20 protein-coding genes are annotated in these 22153 nt (G+C 36.0%); 8 read left to right on the plus strand and 12 right to left on the minus strand.

The window, feature by feature from the left end; translation table 11 throughout:
• Window positions 1-310: 310 nt before the first annotated feature.
• The 4 genes from nth to bamG all read right to left on the minus strand — a co-directional run bounded on the left by nth (window position 311) and on the right by bamG (window position 5258).
• Window positions 311-946: an endonuclease III gene (gene nth, locus QOX35_RS11915; protein ID WP_283687099.1), complete on the minus strand. Its 636-nt coding sequence runs from the start codon at window positions 944-946 to the stop codon at window positions 311-313.
• A 76-nt stretch (window positions 947-1022) separates the two neighbouring features.
• Window positions 1023-3149: a peptidylprolyl isomerase gene (locus QOX35_RS11920; protein WP_135105269.1), complete on the minus strand. Its 2127-nt coding sequence runs from the start codon at window positions 3147-3149 to the stop codon at window positions 1023-1025.
• 106 nt (window positions 3150-3255) lie between these two features.
• Window positions 3256-3882, minus strand: a complete 627-nt coding sequence (gene lptC, locus QOX35_RS11925) for an LPS export ABC transporter periplasmic protein LptC (protein WP_252638047.1) — start codon at window positions 3880-3882, stop codon at window positions 3256-3258.
• Window positions 3883-3938: 56 nt separating this feature from the next.
• The gene (gene bamG / locus QOX35_RS11930; protein ID WP_252638048.1) at window positions 3939-5258 is read right to left on the minus strand and encodes a BamG family beta-barrel-assembly machinery protein; all 1320 of its coding nucleotides are present in this window, start codon (window positions 5256-5258) and stop codon (window positions 3939-3941) included.
• Window positions 5259-5635: 377 nt separating this feature from the next.
• On the opposite strand from bamG, the gene QOX35_RS11935 reads away from it, so the two are divergent.
• Window positions 5636-6331 (plus strand): archaeosortase/exosortase family protein, encoded by a 696-nt coding sequence (locus QOX35_RS11935; protein ID WP_283687100.1) that lies wholly within the window; start codon window positions 5636-5638, stop codon window positions 6329-6331.
• 13 nt (window positions 6332-6344) lie between these two features.
• Here the strand turns inward: QOX35_RS11935 and QOX35_RS11940 are convergent, their stop codons facing one another.
• The 3 genes from QOX35_RS11940 to QOX35_RS11950 form a co-directional block, all read right to left on the minus strand.
• Window positions 6345-7496 (minus strand): glycosyltransferase family 2 protein, encoded by a 1152-nt coding sequence (locus QOX35_RS11940; RefSeq protein ID WP_283687101.1) that lies wholly within the window; start codon window positions 7494-7496, stop codon window positions 6345-6347.
• A 90-nt stretch (window positions 7497-7586) separates the two neighbouring features.
• On the minus strand, window positions 7587-8744 hold the full coding sequence (gene lysA, locus QOX35_RS11945; protein ID WP_135105264.1) for a diaminopimelate decarboxylase: 1158 nt from the start codon (window positions 8742-8744) through the stop codon (window positions 7587-7589).
• Window positions 8745-8759: 15 nt separating this feature from the next.
• Window positions 8760-10073 (minus strand): aspartate kinase, encoded by a 1314-nt coding sequence (locus tag QOX35_RS11950; RefSeq protein WP_283687102.1) that lies wholly within the window; start codon window positions 10071-10073, stop codon window positions 8760-8762.
• A 407-nt stretch (window positions 10074-10480) separates the two neighbouring features.
• On the opposite strand from QOX35_RS11950, the gene QOX35_RS11955 reads away from it, so the two are divergent.
• Window positions 10481-10990, plus strand: coding sequence for a peroxiredoxin family protein (locus QOX35_RS11955; protein WP_006842786.1), 510 nt, complete (start codon window positions 10481-10483; stop codon window positions 10988-10990).
• A gap of 91 nt (window positions 10991-11081) precedes the next feature.
• On the plus strand, window positions 11082-11702 hold the full coding sequence (locus tag QOX35_RS11960) for an EcsC family protein (protein WP_283687103.1): 621 nt from the start codon (window positions 11082-11084) through the stop codon (window positions 11700-11702).
• A 15-nt stretch (window positions 11703-11717) separates the two neighbouring features.
• Here the strand turns inward: QOX35_RS11960 and QOX35_RS11965 are convergent, their stop codons facing one another.
• Window positions 11718-12506: a cysteine hydrolase family protein gene (locus QOX35_RS11965; protein WP_283687104.1), complete on the minus strand. Its 789-nt coding sequence runs from the start codon at window positions 12504-12506 to the stop codon at window positions 11718-11720.
• 218 nt (window positions 12507-12724) lie between these two features.
• Between QOX35_RS11965 and QOX35_RS11970 the strand changes: the two genes are divergently transcribed.
• The 4 genes from QOX35_RS11970 (at window position 12725) to QOX35_RS11985 (ending at window position 17838) form a co-directional block, all read left to right on the plus strand.
• A complete protein-coding gene (locus tag QOX35_RS11970; RefSeq protein ID WP_283687105.1) occupies window positions 12725-13258 on the plus strand; it encodes a hypothetical protein in 534 nt (177 codons plus the stop codon).
• 160 nt (window positions 13259-13418) lie between these two features.
• Window positions 13419-15272, plus strand: a complete 1854-nt coding sequence (locus QOX35_RS11975; protein ID WP_283687106.1) for a DNA topoisomerase IV subunit B — start codon at window positions 13419-13421, stop codon at window positions 15270-15272.
• Between the two features lie 9 nt (window positions 15273-15281).
• The gene (purU, locus tag QOX35_RS11980; RefSeq protein WP_283687107.1) at window positions 15282-16145 is read left to right on the plus strand and encodes a formyltetrahydrofolate deformylase; all 864 of its coding nucleotides are present in this window, start codon (window positions 15282-15284) and stop codon (window positions 16143-16145) included.
• A 145-nt stretch (window positions 16146-16290) separates the two neighbouring features.
• Window positions 16291-17838 (plus strand): peptide MFS transporter, encoded by a 1548-nt coding sequence (locus tag QOX35_RS11985; protein WP_283687108.1) that lies wholly within the window; start codon window positions 16291-16293, stop codon window positions 17836-17838.
• 74 nt (window positions 17839-17912) lie between these two features.
• Here the strand turns inward: QOX35_RS11985 and QOX35_RS11990 are convergent, their stop codons facing one another.
• Both QOX35_RS11990 and QOX35_RS11995 read right to left on the minus strand, forming a co-directional pair.
• Window positions 17913-18398 carry a hypothetical protein gene (locus tag QOX35_RS11990; protein WP_283687109.1) on the minus strand — a complete coding sequence of 162 codons (486 nt, stop codon included), beginning with the start codon at window positions 18396-18398 and terminating at the stop codon, window positions 17913-17915.
• 8 nt (window positions 18399-18406) lie between these two features.
• A complete protein-coding gene (locus QOX35_RS11995) occupies window positions 18407-19285 on the minus strand; it encodes a helix-turn-helix transcriptional regulator (RefSeq protein WP_135105255.1) in 879 nt (292 codons plus the stop codon).
• 324 nt (window positions 19286-19609) lie between these two features.
• On the opposite strand from QOX35_RS11995, the gene QOX35_RS12000 reads away from it, so the two are divergent.
• A complete protein-coding gene (locus QOX35_RS12000) occupies window positions 19610-20185 on the plus strand; it encodes a superoxide dismutase (protein WP_185091201.1) in 576 nt (191 codons plus the stop codon).
• A 75-nt stretch (window positions 20186-20260) separates the two neighbouring features.
• On the opposite strand, the gene QOX35_RS12005 is transcribed toward QOX35_RS12000, so the two are convergent.
• Complete coding sequence (locus QOX35_RS12005) at window positions 20261-21220, minus strand: DUF4421 domain-containing protein (protein ID WP_283687110.1); 960 nt, start codon at window positions 21218-21220, stop codon at window positions 20261-20263.
• 432 nt (window positions 21221-21652) lie between these two features.
• Window positions 21653-22042 (minus strand): DUF1398 domain-containing protein, encoded by a 390-nt coding sequence (locus tag QOX35_RS12010; RefSeq protein WP_283687111.1) that lies wholly within the window; start codon window positions 22040-22042, stop codon window positions 21653-21655.
• Window positions 22043-22153: the final 111 nt, after the last annotated feature.

Here is a 22153-nt window from a genome sequence, read left to right on the forward strand (position 1 = left end):
TTTTGTGATCCTGTCCTTATCGATTCACTTATTAAGTAAATTGACGGTATAATATTTTCTAGCACCGAAGTGCTATTGTACTACACTCATATGTTGTCAAAATTTCAAAGATCGTTATCTGTTCGCTAAGTGAAAATCTCCAGACTAAAACTAGTGGCCGAAACCCTCTTTTTATGCGCCGTGTTCTCTATCAAAGCGGGTGCAAAGATATGCATTTTATTTATACACCTCCAAATATTTTAATGCCTTTTTTTCAAAATATTTTAACCGAAATATACAAAACCCTTAAACAAAACTACTTAATTAATTATTAATTTTTTGTGAAGTATTTGCAAAATGGCGTCAATCCACATTCTTTACATTTTGGCTTGCGAGCCAAGCATACATATCTGCCATGTAATATTAGCCAATGATGTGCTTTCGATAAATATTGAGAAGGGATATATTTTATCAATTCCCGTTCTGTTTGAGCCGGATTTTTTGAGTTATCTGTTAATCCTATCCTATTAGACACTCTGAACACATGCGTATCAACAGGCATAGCCGGCTTATTAAAAGCGACTATAAGCATTACATTGGCAGTTTTGCGCCCAACCCCGGGTATTGACTCCAACTCCTCCAAAGTATCGGGAATTTGGCCGTTAAAATCAGCCATAACCTTCTTTGCCATCCCAACAAGATTCTTCGCCTTGTTATTGGGGTATGAAATGCTCTTGATATATTCATAAACATCATCAGGGGAAGATACTGCTAAAACCTCGGGGGTTGGGAATGCTTCAAAAAGTGCAGGAGTGACCATATTAACCCTCTTGTCGGTGCATTGAGCAGATAGAATAACCGCAATCAAAAGATGAAATGGACTATCATAGTGGAGTTCGGTATCCACAACCGGCATATTTTTATCAAACCAGTCTATCACACGTTCGTATCGTTCTTTCTTTGTCATATAATAATTAGATAAAAACACAAAATCCCCTATAGTTATAACTATAAGGGATTTTTTATAATTTAAGTTTTAATAATTACCAGAATGCAACCCTGTTGTCTTTTACATTCATTTTTTCTTTCAGAACCAACATTGCCTGAGACATCAATTGATACATGTTGCTTTGACGTATCATTTGTTTTGACTGTGCCGGGTCGAATGTCGCTGTATTTTCAGTCTTACTTGTTACATCTATCACGTACACTCCCGATTTACCTTTCTTAGGAGCTTCCAGCTTGTTTACTTGTCCATGTTTTGCATACACGTTCAACAACGGCTCGTAACCAACACCCGAGATATTGTTCGTTTGGAAAGTAACAAAGTTTACAGTATCAACTCTTCCTGCTATAGCTTGAGCATATCCATCTAGTGAAGTCAAGTTTTTAGCTTTCAGATCAGCAATTATTTTTTCTGCCTTTTTATCATTAATCAATTCAGCTTTCAACATTGCTGAAACTTCAGATACCGGCATATAATCACCGCTTATTTCATTCTTAACTACAGCAATGATTCTCTTGTTTGTAAGATTATCAAATTTCTTCACAGACCCAACTTTATTATTGAAAGCCCAAGATATAACTTGACGAGAACCTGCAACCTGCCCCAATAACATATCAGACGGAGAAACAACTGCATTTGATATAATATTATATCCTTTAGTTAATGCAGCATTATCGAAATTCTGAACATTTCCGTTTTCAGCAACAAATTGGTTCAACTCGTTATCTACCGAGTTTTGAGTCTTATCACTAACAATCACCGGCATTTGTATAAGTGCAATCTTAACTTTTGCAACAGGATTGGTTTTATCTTCAACACGTACGATTTGTGTCTGACCATTTATTGACACATTGAAAACATCGCCTTTAGCTGCTCCGAAGCATTTTTTGATCAAATCTCCACCGGCACTAGCCAAAGCCATTTCTGTAGCCCAGCCAATATTACCGCCATTTGATCCCGGCATCAACTCATTTGCTAGAGCAGAAAAATCTTTACCTCCTTTAATTACATTTAGCAAACTATCTGAAATATGAGTTGCAGTAGCCTGATCCAAGCCCTGAGGTAATGGAATCATCTGTAGTTTTACAGAGTCGGCAGCAGAAGTTCTGTCAACCAGCTTATACATTATATATGATTGCTCGTTGCGTTCAGGTCCGTTTACTTGACCAATTGTAGCTGTTTGAGCAAATTCTTTCATATCTGCAGGTAATGTATTTACCGAGATAAATGCATCTACATACTGATTGTTTGAATATTCATTAACAAGTAGTCCAGGATTATCTGTTGCTACAAATTTATCATGAATAGCATTGATTTCTTTTTCTACAGCAGCATAATCTTCATCACTCGGAACAACATCTTTTACAAAGTAAGAAATCTTACGTAATTCAGATTCAAGCTTAAAGTTGTTTTTACGTTGATCGTATAACGCTTTAATATCCTTATCTGTTACATCCTTAGCAACTAAAGAGTCTGCGATAGAAGTATATTTTTGTACAACATACGAGATGCTGGCTTGTGTCTTAGAGTCATCAAAAGCCGATTTAGCTTCTGTGGCTGTAGGAATCACAATACCTGCAACTATAGCTGAATATTTTTCTTCGAGACGTTGATATTTCATCATATTCTGGATAAATGTCCAGATTTCTCTCCTTGCCTGAATTTCAGCTCTTTGATTCTCAGGTAAATTAGTATCATCCTGAGAGATAGTTTGTATGAACTGATTTAAAGCCGCTCTTTCGAATTGACCTGTTTGAGGATTAACGAAGAATGGTATCTGATGTAGTATCGGAGCTACGTTAGGCCCTGTAACCATATCATTCAATTCTTCTTTGGTCACATTTAAGCCAAGTTGAGCAGCCTGCTTGTCGAGAATAATCTCTTTCACCATTTGTTGGTAAACCATTTCGCGAATTTGCAAAGTAGCATTTTCGTCCAATGAGTTCTGTCCAGACATTATTTTCTGAAAATGTTCCCACTGCGCAATCCTATCTGCATACTGCTTAGTTGTAACAACTTCACCATCTACAGTGAATGCTTTATCCTTACTTTTGTTTATAAAAGAAGATATTTCGCTCCAAGGGAGGACGAATGCCAATAGTCCGAGAGCGATAACTCCGATCAAGAGACTCGATTTGCTTCTAATTTTCTGTAAAGCAGCCATTTAAATAAATTATTATTTTATATTATTAGTTATTTTATTTACAATTTATAACTTTTTGCGCACGAAGATAATAAATTGAGATTGAATTTCATTCATAATTGAATAACTATTCTTTCTTTTCCTCATTGTTTTGATCATCTGCATTCGCTTCTTGATCTTCATTGTATGTTATTGGGGAGTCTTTCACATTCCAGAATCGATATTCTGTCATTTGTTGATTTGCCTCAAACCCACCCATACCGTGTAAAGTCATTTTATCAGGTCTGAAAACTTCTACATATTTCTTTGAATACACTTTCTGCTGACGCTGATCCCAAAATAATTCTTCGCTCTTAAAAGTCTCTCCTAACTTATTACGTATCACAACATGTCCTTTCAGTTGCCATAGTTTTTTACTTGTAAAGTTCCAAGCTGTATCAGCCTTTACAGTAGCAACTATGCTAAAGATAGTATCGAATTGCTCAACATAAAGGCCGTCAGGGAAAAACCAGTGAGGATCTTTTGCCCTATCGAATATTTCCCATGTTTTAGCAATCACTTTATATCGTATGAGCCCCGAATCGGATATTAGCATGGTTACACTATCCGTATTCAAAGAGGGAACCTTATCAGCATCATAATGGAGGTCGACAGTACTCTTTACTTCTTCTTTACAGGATATAAAAAAGAAAGCCATAACAGATAAAAATACTGTTACAACCGATAGATTCTGTCGTGTCTTTAACTGTTGCATTTTAAAAACAAGTAGCCCCAATGTATTATTGAGGCTGAATATAGAGTTATATTTTGTTAGTCAATTTTCTTACGGAAGAACCAGAACTCATTAATATTCACATTTAGAGAAACTCCAAAATATTCTTCGGCAATCATGGTTTTAATCTGTGGCTTAATCTTCTTATATTCGAAGTTTAAATTAATATATGAAACCCTTCCTCCCAGATTATCCCTTATCGGGAAACCAAATCCAAGGGTTGCACCATATTCTTTATATCCTTCTACCTTTTTCGTAGAGGCTTCGGTTACATTCAAATAAGAATTACTATAATTAAGCCCTCCTCTGAATTTTATTTTTTTGAAGAAACTTCTGTCATACGGATCAATCATATATTCGGCACCTACATTGTACCTCCATCTATTATTGAAACGTTCACTGTCGGACAGTTCATCTCCCATGAGTGAAGAGTATTTCACTCCATCCCATTTCTGGTAGGTAATATCAGCTCCTACAACAAGCCTTTCGTTACGTTTCCAAGTAAATCCGGCTCCATACGTTTCAGGAAGACCTGCACTGATTCCATTCTGAGTAATGGTGTCACCGCTGGCAATACCTCCTGCTACATTCAGTTCATAATGATAATTTGTATAATCTGCTTTTGAGTTTATCTTAGGAGAATATACAGCACCGACTGTAAAGACATCTTTCTTCGAAACAGGGAATTCATATTGAACACCAATATCAAATTTAGCGGACTTTATAGACAGTTCGGTATAATCGGTAGAAGTATAACTATTTGTACCACTAGAGCCTACAGAAGGAAGACTTCTTGTGTGGTTCATCGTACCAAAAAGAAAAGACGCATTTGCTCCTACAGAGAATCCTTTCAATGGTGTAGAGTAACCGAGTCCTCCATAGACCTGGCTTAGGCCGCCCGATCCGGTGAACGATTTTGTATAAGTTACAGTAGTACCTCCGCTTGCAGTCTCTGTTGATCCGAATTTATATCCTACAGAAGAAAAAGGAATTACTCCAAAACTCATACCAAGTCCCTTTTTGAGTGGTACTAAGATTGTGATATAATCCAATCCTCCGCTGTAATGAGAATCTGAATTTGTGCCGTCACTAAGCTTACCCTTATTAAATGACACTCCCATATCAAATAAAAATGTAAGAGAGTCTACTCTCGAATACGAAGCCGGATTGAGAGGGTTTGCACTTTGGCTATTACGCAAACCATATCCGATGCCTCCCATCGCTTTAGACGCACCTACATACTGATCTCTCAGAACTCCATAACCATACCTACTGTAAGGGGAATTTGTTTGTGCCTCTATTGAGCATACCATAATAGCCGAAACGGCAAATAAAAGAAGTACTTTTCTCTTCAACATTATAAAATATAATATACAATTTATCTTTACTCTATCGGGGGTATTATATCCCGATGAAAATTACATCTGTTCTTGTCAAACTATAATTCACCATTCTATAACAAAAAAACGAACACTTTATTATTTATAGAGGATAAATTATCTTGGATTTTTTATGGTTCGAAAGAAAATATACTATGAAAGTTAAAACATAAATATAGTATATGCCATAATTCTATAATCCAGTCACAAAGTCTCTTCAGATATTAATCAAATTTGTGCAAAGTAAATTAAAAAAACTTAGTTAAGCGAGTTTTTAAATAAAATGTCATATTTTTTTTGCCTTAAAAAGGTTAATTATCCTTATTTTGATACCTTTGTGAGTGACTTGAAAAATAATGAGAATACGAGATAAAAACTTCATAAACAATAAGTATTATCAAAAACTAGAACCGTTTAAGGACATCATCTGGTTCTTGGCACTTTTCCTGATATTCGAATTCATATGGAAGCTTTTTGTCCATATAGGAGATGATGAAAAAATACTATTAGTATTGGGTAAAGACCTCACTCGATACACCGAAGGTTTTTGCTTATGGACTGCCGAAACAATTTTCTGGTTGATTCATGATGTTTTAGGCAATCATAATTTTTTCATCAATGGAACTGTACTTCAGTTTGAAGGCTCTATACCCATCGATATAGTTTGGGGCTGTACAGGCCTGAAACAACTATTCATGTTCACATTTATTCTCACATTTTACTTTGGGCCGATAAAGAAGAAATTGTGGTATTTGCCCATGGCATTGCTTATTCTGTTGATTGTAAATATCCTTCGCCTTATTTTTATCTTCTATATTATAAAAGATCCATTTCCCGAGTGGTTTATATCAGTAAACGAATGGTACAATAACCGTACATGGAGTAACACGAGAGAAAATTATTACCAGTTCTACAAAGACTGGTTCAATGTGTTCCACCGCGATATATTCACATGGATATATTATGATGGTGTTATATTTATCCTCTGGCTTATATGGGAAGAAAAGATAAACAAGCCTTTCTCCAAACTGAAAGCAAAAATATCAAATTAACATCTTTACGATACTACTTGAATCGTCGCCCTCTGAAGCGCATATTGTACAAAGGCTGAATAATATCCAGAAGCGGAAGAGAAAAATAGAATTTCCCCGAGAAAAAGTATTGAGAAGATTTGTTCAGGATAATCAGTTGAGTCGTTAATCTTAGCAAGAACAAGAAAACAGAAAGTCCGAGCAAAGCCCACTGGCTGAAAAATATACTATATACCACTAAGGCAATAAACAGTAAATAAAAAGCACTACGGGTAATTGCTTCAAGCGAAAACAATGCCGTCACTCGCTTATTCAGATATGGGCGTATAGAACAGAATGATCTTTTAATTTGTCGCCACAGGGATAAGCCTTCTATATCTGTTTCCATAAAGCTATCTTGCACTAGAGAAACAGATGTATTTGACTCGTCCATAATACGGCTTATAAAGAGGTCTTCCCCACTCTCTATGTTCAATAGTGAAGCATATCCTTTATGATCAAAGAATAAATGCTTACGAAAAAGAAGATTACGATAATTGCCTATATATGGTTTTTTATTCAAGACAGAACATATACACTGCAGACTAAATAGTAAGTTATCGAATCGAGCTAAGCGATTGAAGAACTTCTTGTTCTCTTTGAAGCACGAATACCCCAACACAACATCTTTATCGGAAGACAATTCATTGACCATCGAAGAAATCCAGTTCTTGGATACAGGCTTACAATACGGCTCGGTAAAAAGCAGAATATCTCCCGTTGCGGCTTTAACACCTATCGTCAAAGCCAATTTACGCCTATCCATCTTTTTATCATTCGAATAAGGAAGATAGGTATGGTATAAATTAGGATAACGCAGTTCTAATGATCTTAACAACACATCACTTTCATCGGTAGACCCATTATTGACGACAATCACCTCATAATCAAAAAATTCTTGCTCTAATATAACAGGTAAGTTTTCCGACAAACTATCTACCTCATTCTCAGAGACAATAATGACCGACACTTTCTGCATAAGCTGAGTTGCTTTACCTGTATCCTCAGTCTCTTTTGTAGCCCGTCTATATGGCTTTCTATAATACAAAAAGTAATAAAGCAACTGTATTATAAATAAAAGAACAAAGACAGAGAACCCAACAATCTCAGTCAGATTAAATTCGAAAGATGATAGTATTTCAGTCATTCCTATAGTGTGTATTATGAAAGGCCTTTAAACGATACAAGAGTCATACCGTAGTACGACCCTTGAAACATTATATGATAACGTACATTATTAAATTTTATCAGAGAAATAAGATTTAGGGATATCTCTGCAATTGTATTGAGATGCCATTATTTCACCGTATGCTCCGGCAGAACGTAACACCAACAAATCTCCTCTTTTAGACTCGTTCAGTTCGTAGTCTTTTACAAACACATCCGATGATTCGCAAATAGGACCTACAACGTCATACTTCTGTATGGGTAAGTCGGAAGATATATTTTCCACCTTATGGTACGCCTGATAAAGAGCCGGACGTATAAGGTCTGTCATACCTGCATCTACGATAACAAAAGTTTTGCTTTCGCCGTGTTTTACATAAGTAACTTTGGTAACCAACGAACCGCACTGAGCAACAATGGCTCTTCCCAATTCAAAGTGAACAACTTGGCCGTCTCTCAACTTTAGTCCTTTATGGAATAACTCAAAGTAGCGTTGAAAATCAGAAATAGGATTTGCGTCCGGATCTTCATAATCGATACCAAAACCACCGCCGACATTTATATTTTCAAGCTTCATTCCTTTAGCTTCAAACAAGTCCTGTAGTTCGTTTATACGCTCACACAAAGGGTCAAATGTATGCACATCTTCGATTTGTGAACCTATATGAAAGTGAATTCCAATAAGCTTAAGGTTCTTCAATGACTTAAGTACCTCGATTGCATTATCAAGGTGAGCCATACTGAATCCAAACTTATTTTCATTTAGCCCTGTAGTGATATATTCGTGAGTGTGCGCATCTACATTCGGATTGATACGAAGAGCTACTTGCGCTGTTTTACCTTTCTTGGCTGCCAACTCATTTAAAACAACAAGCTCAGGCATCGACTCTACATTAAAGCAGAAGATATTGAGGTCTAAGGCCAAATTTATTTCTTTATCGGTTTTCCCAACACCGGCAAAAACAATCTTCGACGCAGGAAATCCTGCTGTTATTGCTGCCTTCACTTCATTTCCACTTACGCAATCGGCACCAAAGCCTTCTGAGGCGATCAATTCCAATATCCTGCGATTAGCGTTTGCTTTTATGGCATAGTGTTGAATAAATCCATATTTTTTAGTTTCTTCTTTTACGATTTTCAGTGTTCTTTTCAACAAGTCTGTATCGTAATAGTAAAAAGGTGTCTCTATACCTTTCAGTTTATCAACAGGAAAATTTCCTTTTGTCATTTGAAATTAGAAAAATTAATTAAACAATTTATCATTTAATATTTGAAGTGTTCTCTCTTTATCTTTTTTATATATAAGGAACGAAAAATTATATCTGCTACCTCCGTAAGACAACATTCTCACCGGAATTTCTTTCATGGCTCCCATAATATCTACCGATATTCCCGAGTCTTGCGACTCCAGATCGCCAATTACCGATACAATTACCATATCAGGGTCTACTGATACAGTTCCATATTTTTTCAGATCATCTACAATAGCCTGAAGGTTACGGTCATCATCAATTGTCAATGATACTCCTACCTCCGAAGTTGCCAACATATCCAGTGATGTCTGATAATTTTCGAAAACTTCTGCTATTTTACGCAAAAATCCATGGGCAAGCAACATTTTCCCCGACTTTATCTTTATCGCAGTAATATTATCTCTTGCACCTACCGCCTTTATCACATTTGCCTCTGTTTTGTTAGATATAAGCGTACCTGCCGCATCAGGATATTGCGTATTCTTTAAGCGAACAGGAATATCAGCAAGTTTAGCAGGGAGAATACTTGATGGGTGAAGTATCTTAGTCCCAAAGTATGCAAGTTCTGCCGCCTCATCAAAATTCAGCTGGCGGATAGGCGTTGTTGTTTTTACATAACGTGGGTCGTTGTTCTGCATAGTGTCTACATCCGCCCAGATTTCTATCTCTTCGGCATTTGCAGCTACACCGATCAATGATGCACTGAAATCACTTCCGCCCTTACGCAAGTCGTCTATTTCGCCATAAGCATTTTTACAAATATAGCCTTGTGTGATATACAAATCAGCACCTTTAGACTCTTCAAGCAATGCCGATAGTTTCTCTTTAATATATACAGGATCGGGAGTCGAGTTTTTATCTGTGCGCATAAACTCTAGCGCAGGGATCAATACAGCATTTACTTTCTTATCCAATAGATACAGATGGAATAGTTCGGAGCTTATCAATTCACCTTGAGCCAACACCACACGCTCTTCGAAGAGTGTGAACAAGTCTTTGGTAAATGTACGGATATAATCAAACTTGGAAGTCAAAAGCTCATGTGCCAGTTTTTTAGACTCTTCATTCTCGAAAAGAGAATCAACCAGTTCTACATATTGCTTTTCGAGCCCATTTATTATTTCTATTGCTCCTTCTTGGTTCTTTTTATATAGGTAATCGGATATCTCAGTCAAAGCTTCGGCCGTGCCACGCATAGAAGATAACACAACAATATTGCCATTATCCTTCACTACAATATCAGCCACTTCTTTTATTTTGTCAACAGTAGCTATAGATGCACTTCCAAATTTTTGAACTTTCATATTAGTACCTTATTTATAAATATTAGCCGTAACCAAGATGCAAAAGTACAAAAATTTTTGAGCCTTCATTTCAGATTTACACATATATTTACAATCAAGCTCTATTTTTATCAAAAAAATACACAATAGTCTATTTTAATTCAAAGCGATAGCTTAAAACAACTACATGCCCACACAAAACAACAATCAAATATTTGATTATAAGGCCATTAACATTATAAAACATCAAATTCCATTTAATATATTTCTGTATTTAACAAAAAGACTTTACCTTTGCAGCCGAAAATCAAAACAAGGATATGCTAAGCGTAGTATAATTTGTTTTGTATCCCAAAAATTGGGAGAGCCATATTCTATTTCTGTGAGGCATTGGGATAAGGCTTTAGTGGTAACCAAATAATTATTTTATGAAGTATGCGAAGTATTTCTTGTTTGTAGGTATTGCTTTAATCGGCTTATCATCGAATACAACAAGAACTTCTGGGCTTTCTTCGGAAGGTATTTATCCGGGAAACCTGTTCCCTGATATCAAGAATTTAGAAAACAAATCAGGGACAAAAATGAACCTGTCTGATCTGAAAGGTCAAAAAATATTGGTAAATTTCTGGGCTGCTTATGATGCCCCTTCACACAAGGACAATGTACTTTTTGCAAATGTAATAGAGAACAAAAAGTATCCTGTGAGAATGGTGTCAGTATCTTTCGACAAGAATGAATCTGTATTTGAAAGAACGCTGACAATGGATCGCATAGATGCGAAGTATCAGTTTATAGCAAAAAACGATGCTTATTCAAGCTTATACGATCATTACCAATTGAGGAAAGGATTTAAGAATTACTTAATCGATGAAAACGGAGTAATTATGGCAATGAATCTTTCACCCAACGATTTAGATCAGTTATTGAAAAAGAATTAATTGATTTCATTTATTATAAAGCGTTTCATTTCCAGAAAATGAGACGCTTTATTCTTTTTATTTTTATCTTGCAGCGTAAATCACAACAAGAATGGCAAAGCGACAAAATACACAAGTCAACAATGGCATAATAGCAAAAACACTAGACTGGGCATACTCTAAAGCCGTAAGCGGATTTACCGGAGTAGACTCTGCGTACGATTTGGGCAATAGCTACCTCGCACAACAAGGGTCACTCGAAGCCCAGGTAGACTCCCTGATTAAATGGCAAGTAGCCAAAGCAGCAACAAGCGGTTTTGTGACAGGGCTGGGAGGAGTTATGATAATGCCGCTGACGGTGCCGGCTAATATAGCCAGCGTAATTTATGTTCAGATACGAATGATTGCAGCCATAGCATACATGGGAGGACACGATATTCGCGAAGACAGGGTAAAGTCGCTGATTTATATATGTATGGTAGGCAACGGAGCCAAAGAATTACTGAAAGATGTGAGTGTAAAAGCGGGAGAAAGGCTCGCAGCCAAAATAGCAGAAAAAGTAAGTACCAGCATAGCAAGCAAAACAGGGGAAAAGAGTGTCACCTCCTTAGGTAAAGCCGTGCCGGTATTGGGGGGCGTAGTAGGCGGTTCATACGATGCGATAACAACAAGAGTAGTAGGCAAAGTGGCCAAAAAGATTTTTATTGACAAACAAGCTTCAGAAAAAGACTAAAACCAAACTAAAGCATCACTCAAAAACATATTCCGTTGATAATACAAATCTTACCCCTTGCTTTTTTGCTTTATCAAAAATAGCCTTGGCATTCTCATTACCCGAATTTATCCAAGACATGCAATCTGTGAGAACAGTAACCTTCTTTGCCAACTCATCGCTTTCATCGAGAATATCATTCAAAGAGCTTGCAACACAATAGTCTGCCGCTTCACCCATCAACAACACTTCATCGAAAGCATTCAGTACCGACAACAAGGTTCTATTCAAGTGGGTTCCCACCTCATTCTCCCACTCTACTGCAGCTCTAAAAACACTATAATGTTCTGTTGATTGTGAATATCCTTTATAGAACAATTCATACGAATGTGCATTGTCAATAGCCCACTGGGTCAGGCTGTCTGTCAAAGCCTTATTGATTGCCCATCCCTCTGTACCCAATATACAATGCATAGGCCATATGGTGCAAACACCTCCCTTAGCCTCCAGTTGCTCAAGATAAGGAAGCGCCTTTTCTTTATTAAATTGAGGAATCCAAACTCCTTTTCTCACATCAAAAGCGGTTATCGAAGAGAACAGAGCCGGACGATTGCCTAGCTCTCCTTTCCAATAACATTGATGAGCAATATGAATCGGCTGATGAGAATCCAATGTAAGTGCTATATAAGAGATTTGCTCCTGATTCTTTAATATAAAATCAGCCATACGTTTCACGTCGGCATCCGCACCTTTCACAAACAGTTCTCCTGTTGGTAAGGTAAAATCATTTTGGATATCAACACCCAGTATAGCTACTTTTTTCATAATCTCCTGTATTTGTTCAATATTATATTAGCTCTTACAAAGATACGACAAAAGGTAACAAAAGTAACACATATTACACAGTTTCTACCGTGTCACTTTGGGTAATTACAAATCAATTTTACCACACTAATGAAGGGAGTAACAACCTTTATCTAATTTAGATAAATATAATCAGAAATGATAAAAATGCCGTATCTTCAAGCAATAAAATGGCTCTTATGCAAATACATATAAACAAGGGTGTTTTCTATTCATTTAAGATAAAAGACAGAAAACGATTAGAATCGGGCATTCTCCTCGTTGAAGGAGAAGATTGGGTACTGATCAGCAGTATTTTTTCTGATTATATTGTGGATGGTTATATGCTCATTAATAAAAAGTATATAACATCTATACACAGAACCGAAAAAGAGATGTTTACCGAAAAGGTACTGAAAGCCTCTGAAAAAACCGACATTGTACCATACATAGATATACCTCACTTATCGATAGACTCTCTTTTCAAATGGCTTGAAGACAAACATATTGTTTTTCAGATAGACAACAGAGATGAGAACCAATGCTGGATAGGTAAAATATTAGACTCGACCAAGAAATCCATATTCCTTACACCGCTTACGCCTAAAGGAGAATGGGACAAGTCTTTATATTACGCTTTTCGCAAAGCCAATATTCGTATCATTTCTTTCAATAGTGATTATATCAATTCACTAATGGCATATAACAAAAAACATGTTGAAGAGAGTGAATGATAACCTAAAATAATAAAATATGCAGCTTTACAAATAATACACAGACTAAATACTTATTAAATAAAAAAATAAGATGAAATGGGGAAATTTAAGACTTTTTGTTCCCAATTTTTTTTTATATTTTTACACCGCATTTACTTAAAGAGTACCAAAAGATTATATGGAAGAAGAAAAGATTGTACTACCCGAAATAAATTATTCTGACGATGATATAAAAACCCTCGACTGGCAGGAACATATCCGCCGTCGTCCGGGTATGTATATAGGAAAGTTAGGCGACGGTTCATCTGCGGATGATGGTATATATGTACTTCTCAAAGAGGTGCTGGACAACTCCATTGACGAATATATGATGGGATTTGGCAAAAACATCGATGTCTCTATCACCGACGGGGTTGTCAAGGTACGCGACCACGGGCGTGGTGTACCATTGGGAAAAGTAAAAGACGTTTCTTCGAGAATGAATACCGGTGCTAAATACGATTCCAAAGCTTTTAAGAAGTCTGTCGGATTGAATGGCGTTGGTATAAAGGCCGTAAATGCATTGTCTTCTTTTTTCCTTATCCAAAGTTATCGTGATGGTCAAACAACTTCTGTTGAATACTGTAGAGCTATTGTAGAAAAGGAAGAAACAATACACCCTACAAATGATGAGAATGGTACTCTTATCGAATTTATTCCGGATCCTACAATTTTCACAGGATACGCCTTTAGGGACGACTATGTAGAAAGCCTTCTTAAAAACTATGTATTCCTCAATACAGGGTTAACAATAACATATAACGGAAAGAAATTCCACTCCAAAAATGGTCTTGTAGATTTACTTAATGAGTATATGACTTCCGAGCCTTTATACCCTATCATCCACATGAAGGAGGCAGATATAGAGGTGGTGATCACACATACAGATCAGTATGGAGAAGAATATTACTCATTTGTGAATGGACAGCATACAACACAAGGGGGAACACACCAGTCGGCTTTTCGCGAATCACTTTCTCGTGTGATAAAAGAATTCTATAACAAGAATTTCGATTATGCCGATATCCGTAGCGGAATAGTTGCGGCAATAAGTGTAAAAGTAGAAGAACCGGTTTTTGAGTCGCAAACAAAGACTAAGCTCGGATCTAAAGATATGGGGCCCGGAGGTCCTTCTGTTCAGAAATTTATCGGTGATTTCTTAAAGAAAGAACTGGATAACTATTTGCACAAGCATGCGGATACTTCAGAAGCTTTATTGAAAAAAATCCTGGAATCGGAAAAAGAGCGTAAAGCTATTGCCGGCGTAACAAAACTGGCTCGCGAACGTGCCAAGAAAGCAAACCTGCACAATAAGAAGTTACGCGACTGCCGTATACATTACAGTGATGCCAAAGGAGACAATCTGGAAGAAACAAGCATATTCATCACCGAGGGAGACTCTGCGAGCGGATCGATTACAAAAAGCCGGAATCCAAATCTGCAGGCTGTATTCAGCTTACGAGGTAAACCACTAAACAGTTTTGGGCTAACAAAGAAGATCGTCTACGAAAATGAAGAGTTCAACCTTCTACAGGCTGCTTTGAATATCGAAGACGGACTGGATGGATTACGCTACAACAAGATAATTATTGCAACCGATGCCGACACCGACGGGATGCATATACGCTTGTTGCTACTCACATTTTTCTTACAGTTCTTCCCTGATCTGATAAAGAAAAACCATGTATATATTCTTCAAACGCCTCTCTTCCGTGTACGAAACAAGAAAGAGACAATCTATTGCTATACAGAAGAGGAGCGACTGAATGCAATCAAAAAACTGGGTTCGAATCCGGAGATAACACGATTTAAAGGATTGGGGGAAATATCTCCCGATGAATTCGTTCATTTCATAGGAAAAGATATTCGCCTCGACCGTGTATCGATGAAAAAAGAAGACTCGGTAAGCAACATGCTCAACTTCTATATGGGCAAGAATACACCCGAAAGACAAGAGTTTATTATCGACAATCTTGTAATCGAAGAAGATTAACATCATTATATGAATAACAACGCACACGCAATTATCCTTATTTCATCGCCCGATCGTCCGGGACTGGTAGCCGCAGTTACCGACTTTATCAATATAAACGGTGGAAATATCATCAATCTGGAGCAGCATGTAGATAAGCAGGAAAATACGTTCTTTATGCGTATAGAATGGGATCTCTCAAACTTCATTATTCCGAAGGAGAAAATAAGTGACTACTTCCAAACCCTATATGCGAACAAGTATAACATGACATTCAGGTTATACTTTAACGACCATACACCGCGTATGGCCGTTTTTGTTTCCAAAATGTCGCATTGCCTTTTTGATATACTGGCTCGCTACACAGCCGGAGAATGGAAAGTAGAGATACCTCTCATCATCAGCAATCACGAAGACCTACGATGGGTAGCAGAACGCTTTGGCATTGAATATCATGTACTAAAGCTCAACAAAGACAATAAGGACGAAATAGAAGCAAAACAACTCGTTCTCTTAGAAGAAAAGAAGATCGACTTTATTGTTTTAGCTCGCTATATGCAGATACTGACCGATAAGTTTATTGAGTCATATCCAAACAAAATAATCAATATACATCATTCCTTTTTACCCGCCTTTGTAGGTGCAAGACCATATCATGCGGCTTACGAACGAGGAGTAAAAATAATAGGGGCTACAAGCCATTATGTAACAACCGAACTTGATGCGGGACCGATTATAGAACAAGATATTACACGTATCTCTCACCGTGATAGTGTTGAGAATCTGGTACGCAAAGGTCAGGACTTGGAAAAGATTGTACTCTCTCATGCTATAGAAAGTCACCTGAAAAGACGCATATTGGTATATAAAAATAAGACTATCTTATTTTCATAAAGTAGAAATATTCTGGCGTTTTATGTTATTTAATATACTATGGCTAGAAGATTTTAAACTATGTTTGGTTATATTTGTACTGCTTTAAGTTTAGTCCACTCAAAATCTATAAAAATATAATAATATTAATCTTAAATACGATCGTATGTTTAAAAATCATCCTAAAGGTTTATTAGCAGCATCATTATCAAATATGGGAGAACGTTTCGGCTTCTATGTAATGATGGCTATATTAACGCTGTTTTTAATGTCTAAATATGGACTAGACAAAGAAGGCGCAGGTAGTATTTTCACTACATTTTATTTTTTCATTTATCTACTAGCATTAGTTGGTGGAATTATAGCAGATGCTACAAAAAAGTATAAAGGAGTTATTCTTGTAGGAATAATATTAATGGCCCTTGGTTATGTAGTCCTAGCATATCCAACTCCCACCCCTGTTCCTGATAAAGATCTATATATAAAACTTACTTACCTGGCTTTAGGTTTGATAGCCTTTGGAAATGGGTTATTTAAAGGTAACCTACAAGCATTAGTAGGTCAAATGTATGATAATGAAAAGTATAACAAAATGCGAGATTCAGGCTTTTCATTATTTTATATGTTTATTAATGTCGGGGCTATTTTTGCTCCAATATTTGCTGTTGCAGCCAGAAATCTATGGCTCAAAATGAATAACTTTGCTTATGAAGCCGACCTTCCTGCTCTTTGTCATGGTTATTTAAACAATAGCCTCTCATCTGATGCATCGACTAGACTAAGCGAGCTTGCAGCAAAAGCAAACTTAAGTGGAGCTCCTGCAAATATGTCAGATTTTGTAAATAATTATCTGGAAGTCTTCAATCGTGGATATCAGTATGCATTTGCTATTGCTGTTATCGCTATGCTTATATCCCTTACAGTCTATATAGTTAATAAGAAAAAATTTCCGGATCCTGCTAAAAAGAAAGTTCTTGAAGCAGCATCAGCGGATAAAAAGGCTGAAATTGAAATGTCTGCAAACGAAATCAAGCAGCGTTTGTATGCATTGTTTGCTGTATTTGCTGTTGTAATTTTCTTTTGGTTCTCATTTCATCAGAATGGTCTTACATTAACCTATTTTGCACAACAATATACAGACCTGAGAGCTTTAGATATCAATCTATTCGGATTGGTTTCGATTCAGGGTGCAGAATTATTTCAAGTTGTAAATCCAACATTTGTTGTTTTACTTACCCCTGTAATGCTTGGAGTGCTAGGTTGGCTAAAAGCAAAAGGCATTGAGTTAAGTGCTCCTCGTAAAATAGCAATCGGTATGGGTGTTGCAGCTATGGCTTATGTAGTGATGACTTTAGGATCAATGGGACTACCAGCATCCAGTGAAGTAGAAGCAATGGGAGGTCTAAGTAATGCAAAAAGAGTAACACCATTATTATTATTTGGTACATATTTTATATTAACTGTTGCCGAACTATTTATTAGTCCGTTAGGTTTGTCTTTTGTTTCTAAAGTTGCACCGCCTAAATTACAAGGTTTAATGCAAGGCTGTTGGCTTGGAGCAACAGCATTAGGGAACAAATTGTGTCAAGTCGGAGTTATATTATATGTTAGTACATCTCTAACAATCACGTGGTCTGTATTTGTTGGGGCATGTATCCTTTCAATGTTTATGATGTTATTTATGATTAAATGGCTTGAAAGAGTTGCTAAGTAAAAAATATTAGTCTTATAACAATAACCCCGATCATATTAGTTATGATCGGGGTTATTGTTTATATCGTAACAGTTTTATTCTATTTCTTTTCCATCAATCTCAGGAGTAGTCTCAATCAAGTCTTTCTTATTCTCTTTCTTGCTTCGGAAAACAACAACCAGATAAATTATCGACAAGATAGAAGCAGCACACAACAAATATACGCCACTCCCCGCTCCCGGCAATTTATAGAACAAGTTCAGAGAAACAATAAAAGCAAATATGCTTGTTATTAGTAAAAGGACTCTTGCCGTTTTTTGTCTTAGCATAATCCAAAAACCAATTGTAATTACACTAAACAAAGGCACTAAATACACCACATGAGCACTATATACCCACTCTTTATTCTTGGAAAAGAACTTAATAAAGTTGGTAGCCTTCGTTATCTTTTTTTGTAAATCGGGCACATCCCACCCTACAATCTTATGGCCCCACTTATCAAACCAAGGAAGAAAGAAAGCTATAATGAAAAGCAGAGCAAAAATAAGCTCAAACGATAAATACCTGTTTTTCTTTTCCATACGATTCTCTATAATTCAATTTCATCGGCTGAAATATAGCCATGTGTTATACAATAAAAGATAAGTCCCGAAACTGTTTTTATTCCCAGCTTAGCTGTTATATTTTTTCTGTGCGAAAGCACTGTGTTCAAGCTTATATTTAATTTATCTGCCACCTCTTTATTTAAAAAGCCTAATGCTATGAGACGAAGGACATCCAATTCTCGTTCAGATAGAGGCTGTCTTTTGTTATCACGCGTAATGCGTCCGCTAACAAAAAGTTCTTGCAGATCTTCAATTCCCGATTCGGACAATTCGTCAATCATTGGTTTCAGCACCTTTTCTCTTATGCGATTATGCTTCTCCAGATCTTTCTGAAAGCTGTCTATTGTAAATATAACAGCATAACACATATTCTCATTAAAATTACCCGATATATGCTTTATTATAATGCTCTTGAGATCGGTCAACAAGGCAAGGGGAGCATCTCCATTTACCATTCCCTGCTCTATCTGAACCATTAATTCCTCTTTAAATTCAGAGAACAGTCTGCTGATGAGTTTCATTTGAGCATTGTTGGGGTCGCTCATACCGATGAAAGCTTTCAAATGCTTCTCAAAGTTGTATAACTGCCCATGAATCAGATATGCATCTGTCTGCTTCAAATACTTAATGACAAGCTGAATATCGAACTTCTGAAGCTTCTTTTGAGGAAAATAATCTTCGTTAAGAAAAGTATTCAGTATTACAAGAAAAAATTCTGTATTTACTCCAACCGAATCGCATATCTCGCCTATACTTTTGTCACCAAGTCCGAGCTTGATTCCAAAACGATTAACAACAGGTATCAGCTGATGATTATCCTCTATTACTTCCGATAAAATGGATGATGATTCTAAAAAAAGCATAACTTTAGGTTTTCGTTTTTTCCGTAAGCAAAAGTACAGATTAATTCTGAAAACATATTTCTATTTTATATCAGTAATTTTATATTAAACCTATTATTACTCAATGCTTATAGATTTTAACAATAATCTGTTAAAAACAATCGATAGCAAATCTAGAGTTCTGTAATAAACAAATACGGAGGACAATTGTTTACATATTATATACAACGATAAAGAACACTATATATGAAAAAGATTTTATTTACGTGTATAATGCTCTCAGGACTGATAATCAGTTCTGTAAACGCACAAAATATAAATAATAACAATCAAAAAACAAGAACTATGAAATTTGAATTACCAAAGTTGCCTTATGCAACAAATGCTCTAGAACCTGTAATTGGTCAACAAACAATTGAATTACATTATGGTAAACACCTTCAGACTTATATTACAAATCTGAACAATCTGATTCAAGGTACTAAGTTTGAAAATGCAGACCTAGAAACAATCGTAAAAGAAAGCGATGGAGCTATCTTTAACAATGCCGGCCAGACATTGAACCACAACATATATTTCCTTTCATTCAGTCCTAACGGTGGCGGCGAACCTAAAGGTAAACTTGCCGAAGCGATCAATGCTGAGTGGGGATCTTTCGAAAACTTCAAGAAAGAATTTGTAACAGCCGGTACAGGAGTATTTGGTTCAGGATGGGTATGGCTTGCAAAAGATAATGCAGGAAAACTACAAATAACAAAAGAACCTAATGCAGGAAATCCGATTACAAAAGGATTAACTCCACTATTGGGCTTTGATGTATGGGAACATGCATATTATCTAGACTATCAAAACCGTCGCGCAGACCATCTTGCTGAGCTTTGGAAGATTATCGACTGGAATGCAGTAGAAGCTCGCTATTAAGAAAAAAACAACTTTTAGATATTAAAAAAGCTCCTTATTACTAAGGAGCTTTTTTATATATTATAGTTTCAGATATTAATTGATATATTTTATTTTCTTCACAAATTTAGGAGCAACACTAAATCGTTTAGTGTAGCTCATCTGCATAGTTCCCGTATTTAAAGTCATTTTCAACAGCTTAGAATTAGCCACATATATCTGATTCACAACCACAGACAAACCAATAGACCAATCCTCCGCATTGTATCCCATAGATATACGAGGAAATACGGATGGAGAGATTTCAACTTTTTTGAAAGAGCTCAGATTCTCGGTTCCTATATTGAAGCCCACCGAAACGCCTCCCGATAAATAGAAGTTTTTACTGATTATCCAATTATAAACATATCCTCCACTAACACTCAATTGATAGTTTCTTAATCTCTTATGCAGATTTAGCTGTAATGTACTATCAGAGCGTACTTGATTGTAGTATATTCCTCCACCCAATTGCCAGCTTCCGGCAGATTTGAGTTGCTTTTCACTTTGGTTAAATGCTGCTTTATAAGAAAATTTCTTATTATTGAATACATATTGCCCAAACACTCCATATTGAATGATACTTATATCGGGATACAGAGTAAATACCTCATCATTTTGCTCGGTATAAAAACCTTTATATCGTTGAAAAAAAACATCAGCGATAAATTTTCTTCCATAGTAATGATATTGAAAGTCAAATATCGCTGTCTTTCCGCGATCCTTATCGCGCATAAATCCAAACCCATACCCCCCACTTATAGAATAATTTTTGTACGTGATGCCTAGTCCCAAACTCACAGGACTATTGGGCATATAGGTTATTTCATTATTATCATCTATCTCATGAGTTAGTGAAGTATATTTATAATATACATGAGGTTTCACAGACAGCTCATGTTCATACGGTTGAATATATGTGCTATCTACCTGAGCCCGGATTATAAAAGGAGTTAATAAAAATATTAGAAGAAATATAAATTTACAATACTTTAAAATTCTAGCAATAAGAAACATTTAATAAGTTTTATTCGGCAAATTACGTAATATAAACGATCCTACCACCAGAAAAGTATATAAGTTAATGTTTTTAGTTAATTATAAGAAAGGTGTAGATATTAAATCTCCGTATTCTAATAGGTAAATAGAAGAATACGGAGTCAAATTGAAAAGGTTGGAAAGTCCGACTATTATAGATATTCTTCTCAATTCTCACTTTGAATAATTAATTTTTTTGAATAAATTATTTTGATGAGTAAGGGTACTACTGCGATCAGCTAATACATAGTATAGAATACCTGAATTTCATTCTCCAGTTTTTTAATTACGCATAATATCTAAGAATGAAATAGATAAATAGATTTATATCATTATTTTTGTTCTTTTAGTCGTTATAAGTTTTAGTTCTTCTTTAAGACCTAATAAGAGTAACAGAGCTCAGAATAATTCTCATATCGGTATTTTTTCTTCTACGACAAAGTTCCCAAATGAGTCATAGTAAATACAAGTCTTATTTGCTGTATCTATTTCCCATTTATAAATACCTGTTTCTGCCGAATTCTCACAAAAAGTAAAGTAATTAGTCTTACCTTGTTGATGTGCTCTCAGATACTGCTTAAATTTTATAATATCAGTATCAGATATTATATGTAATTTTTCATATTCAGCCTCCGACAAAACTGTGTGTCCATCATTGCCGACGTATTCGGCATGACCATCATTCACATAAATAGAATACCTTGATACCCCCATGGCAATAAGATCGCGGATATACTGAGGAAAATCAGCACCACTCTTAACTTTAGAATGAGCGTCTTCTATTTGACGGAGTGTAAACATGTTCACTATTTGATTCGATATTATAAACAAAATAATCAGATCAAATGTTCATTCAACCTAATATTTACGAATAGTTATAAGTATCTGAATATTTACACATTTTAGACAAAT

It is taken from the genome of Dysgonomonas sp. Marseille-Q5470 (assembly GCF_951230145.1).
Taxonomy (GTDB): Bacteria; Bacteroidota; Bacteroidia; order Bacteroidales; family Dysgonomonadaceae; genus Dysgonomonas.

Excerpts from the sequence above, each read along its gene's own strand:
- nth (WP_283687099.1), bottom strand. The coding sequence starts at position 946 with ATGACAAAGAAAGAACGATACGAACGTGTGATAGACTGGTTTGATAAA.
- QOX35_RS11920 (WP_135105269.1), bottom strand. The coding sequence starts at position 3,149 with ATGGCTGCTTTACAGAAAATTAGAAGCAAATCGAGTCTCTTGATCGGA.
- lptC (WP_252638047.1), bottom strand. The coding sequence starts at position 3,882 with ATGCAACAGTTAAAGACACGACAGAATCTATCGGTTGTAACAGTATTT.
- bamG (WP_252638048.1), bottom strand. The coding sequence starts at position 5,258 with ATGTTGAAGAGAAAAGTACTTCTTTTATTTGCCGTTTCGGCTATTATG.
- QOX35_RS11935 (WP_283687100.1), top strand. The coding sequence starts at position 5,636 with ATGAGAATACGAGATAAAAACTTCATAAACAATAAGTATTATCAAAAA.
- QOX35_RS11940 (WP_283687101.1), bottom strand. The coding sequence starts at position 7,496 with ATGACTGAAATACTATCATCTTTCGAATTTAATCTGACTGAGATTGTT.
- lysA (WP_135105264.1), bottom strand. The coding sequence starts at position 8,744 with ATGACAAAAGGAAATTTTCCTGTTGATAAACTGAAAGGTATAGAGACA.
- QOX35_RS11950 (WP_283687102.1), bottom strand. The coding sequence starts at position 10,073 with ATGAAAGTTCAAAAATTTGGAAGTGCATCTATAGCTACTGTTGACAAA.
- QOX35_RS11955 (WP_006842786.1), top strand. The coding sequence starts at position 10,481 with ATGAAGTATGCGAAGTATTTCTTGTTTGTAGGTATTGCTTTAATCGGC.
- QOX35_RS11960 (WP_283687103.1), top strand. The coding sequence starts at position 11,082 with ATGGCAAAGCGACAAAATACACAAGTCAACAATGGCATAATAGCAAAA.
- QOX35_RS11965 (WP_283687104.1), bottom strand. The coding sequence starts at position 12,506 with ATGAAAAAAGTAGCTATACTGGGTGTTGATATCCAAAATGATTTTACC.
- QOX35_RS11970 (WP_283687105.1), top strand. The coding sequence starts at position 12,725 with ATGCAAATACATATAAACAAGGGTGTTTTCTATTCATTTAAGATAAAA.
- QOX35_RS11975 (WP_283687106.1), top strand. The coding sequence starts at position 13,419 with ATGGAAGAAGAAAAGATTGTACTACCCGAAATAAATTATTCTGACGAT.
- purU (WP_283687107.1), top strand. The coding sequence starts at position 15,282 with ATGAATAACAACGCACACGCAATTATCCTTATTTCATCGCCCGATCGT.
- QOX35_RS11985 (WP_283687108.1), top strand. The coding sequence starts at position 16,291 with ATGTTTAAAAATCATCCTAAAGGTTTATTAGCAGCATCATTATCAAAT.
- QOX35_RS11990 (WP_283687109.1), bottom strand. The coding sequence starts at position 18,398 with ATGGAAAAGAAAAACAGGTATTTATCGTTTGAGCTTATTTTTGCTCTG.
- QOX35_RS11995 (WP_135105255.1), bottom strand. The coding sequence starts at position 19,285 with ATGCTTTTTTTAGAATCATCATCCATTTTATCGGAAGTAATAGAGGAT.
- QOX35_RS12000 (WP_185091201.1), top strand. The coding sequence starts at position 19,610 with ATGAAATTTGAATTACCAAAGTTGCCTTATGCAACAAATGCTCTAGAA.
- QOX35_RS12005 (WP_283687110.1), bottom strand. The coding sequence starts at position 21,220 with ATGTTTCTTATTGCTAGAATTTTAAAGTATTGTAAATTTATATTTCTT.
- QOX35_RS12010 (WP_283687111.1), bottom strand. The coding sequence starts at position 22,042 with ATGTTTACACTCCGTCAAATAGAAGACGCTCATTCTAAAGTTAAGAGT.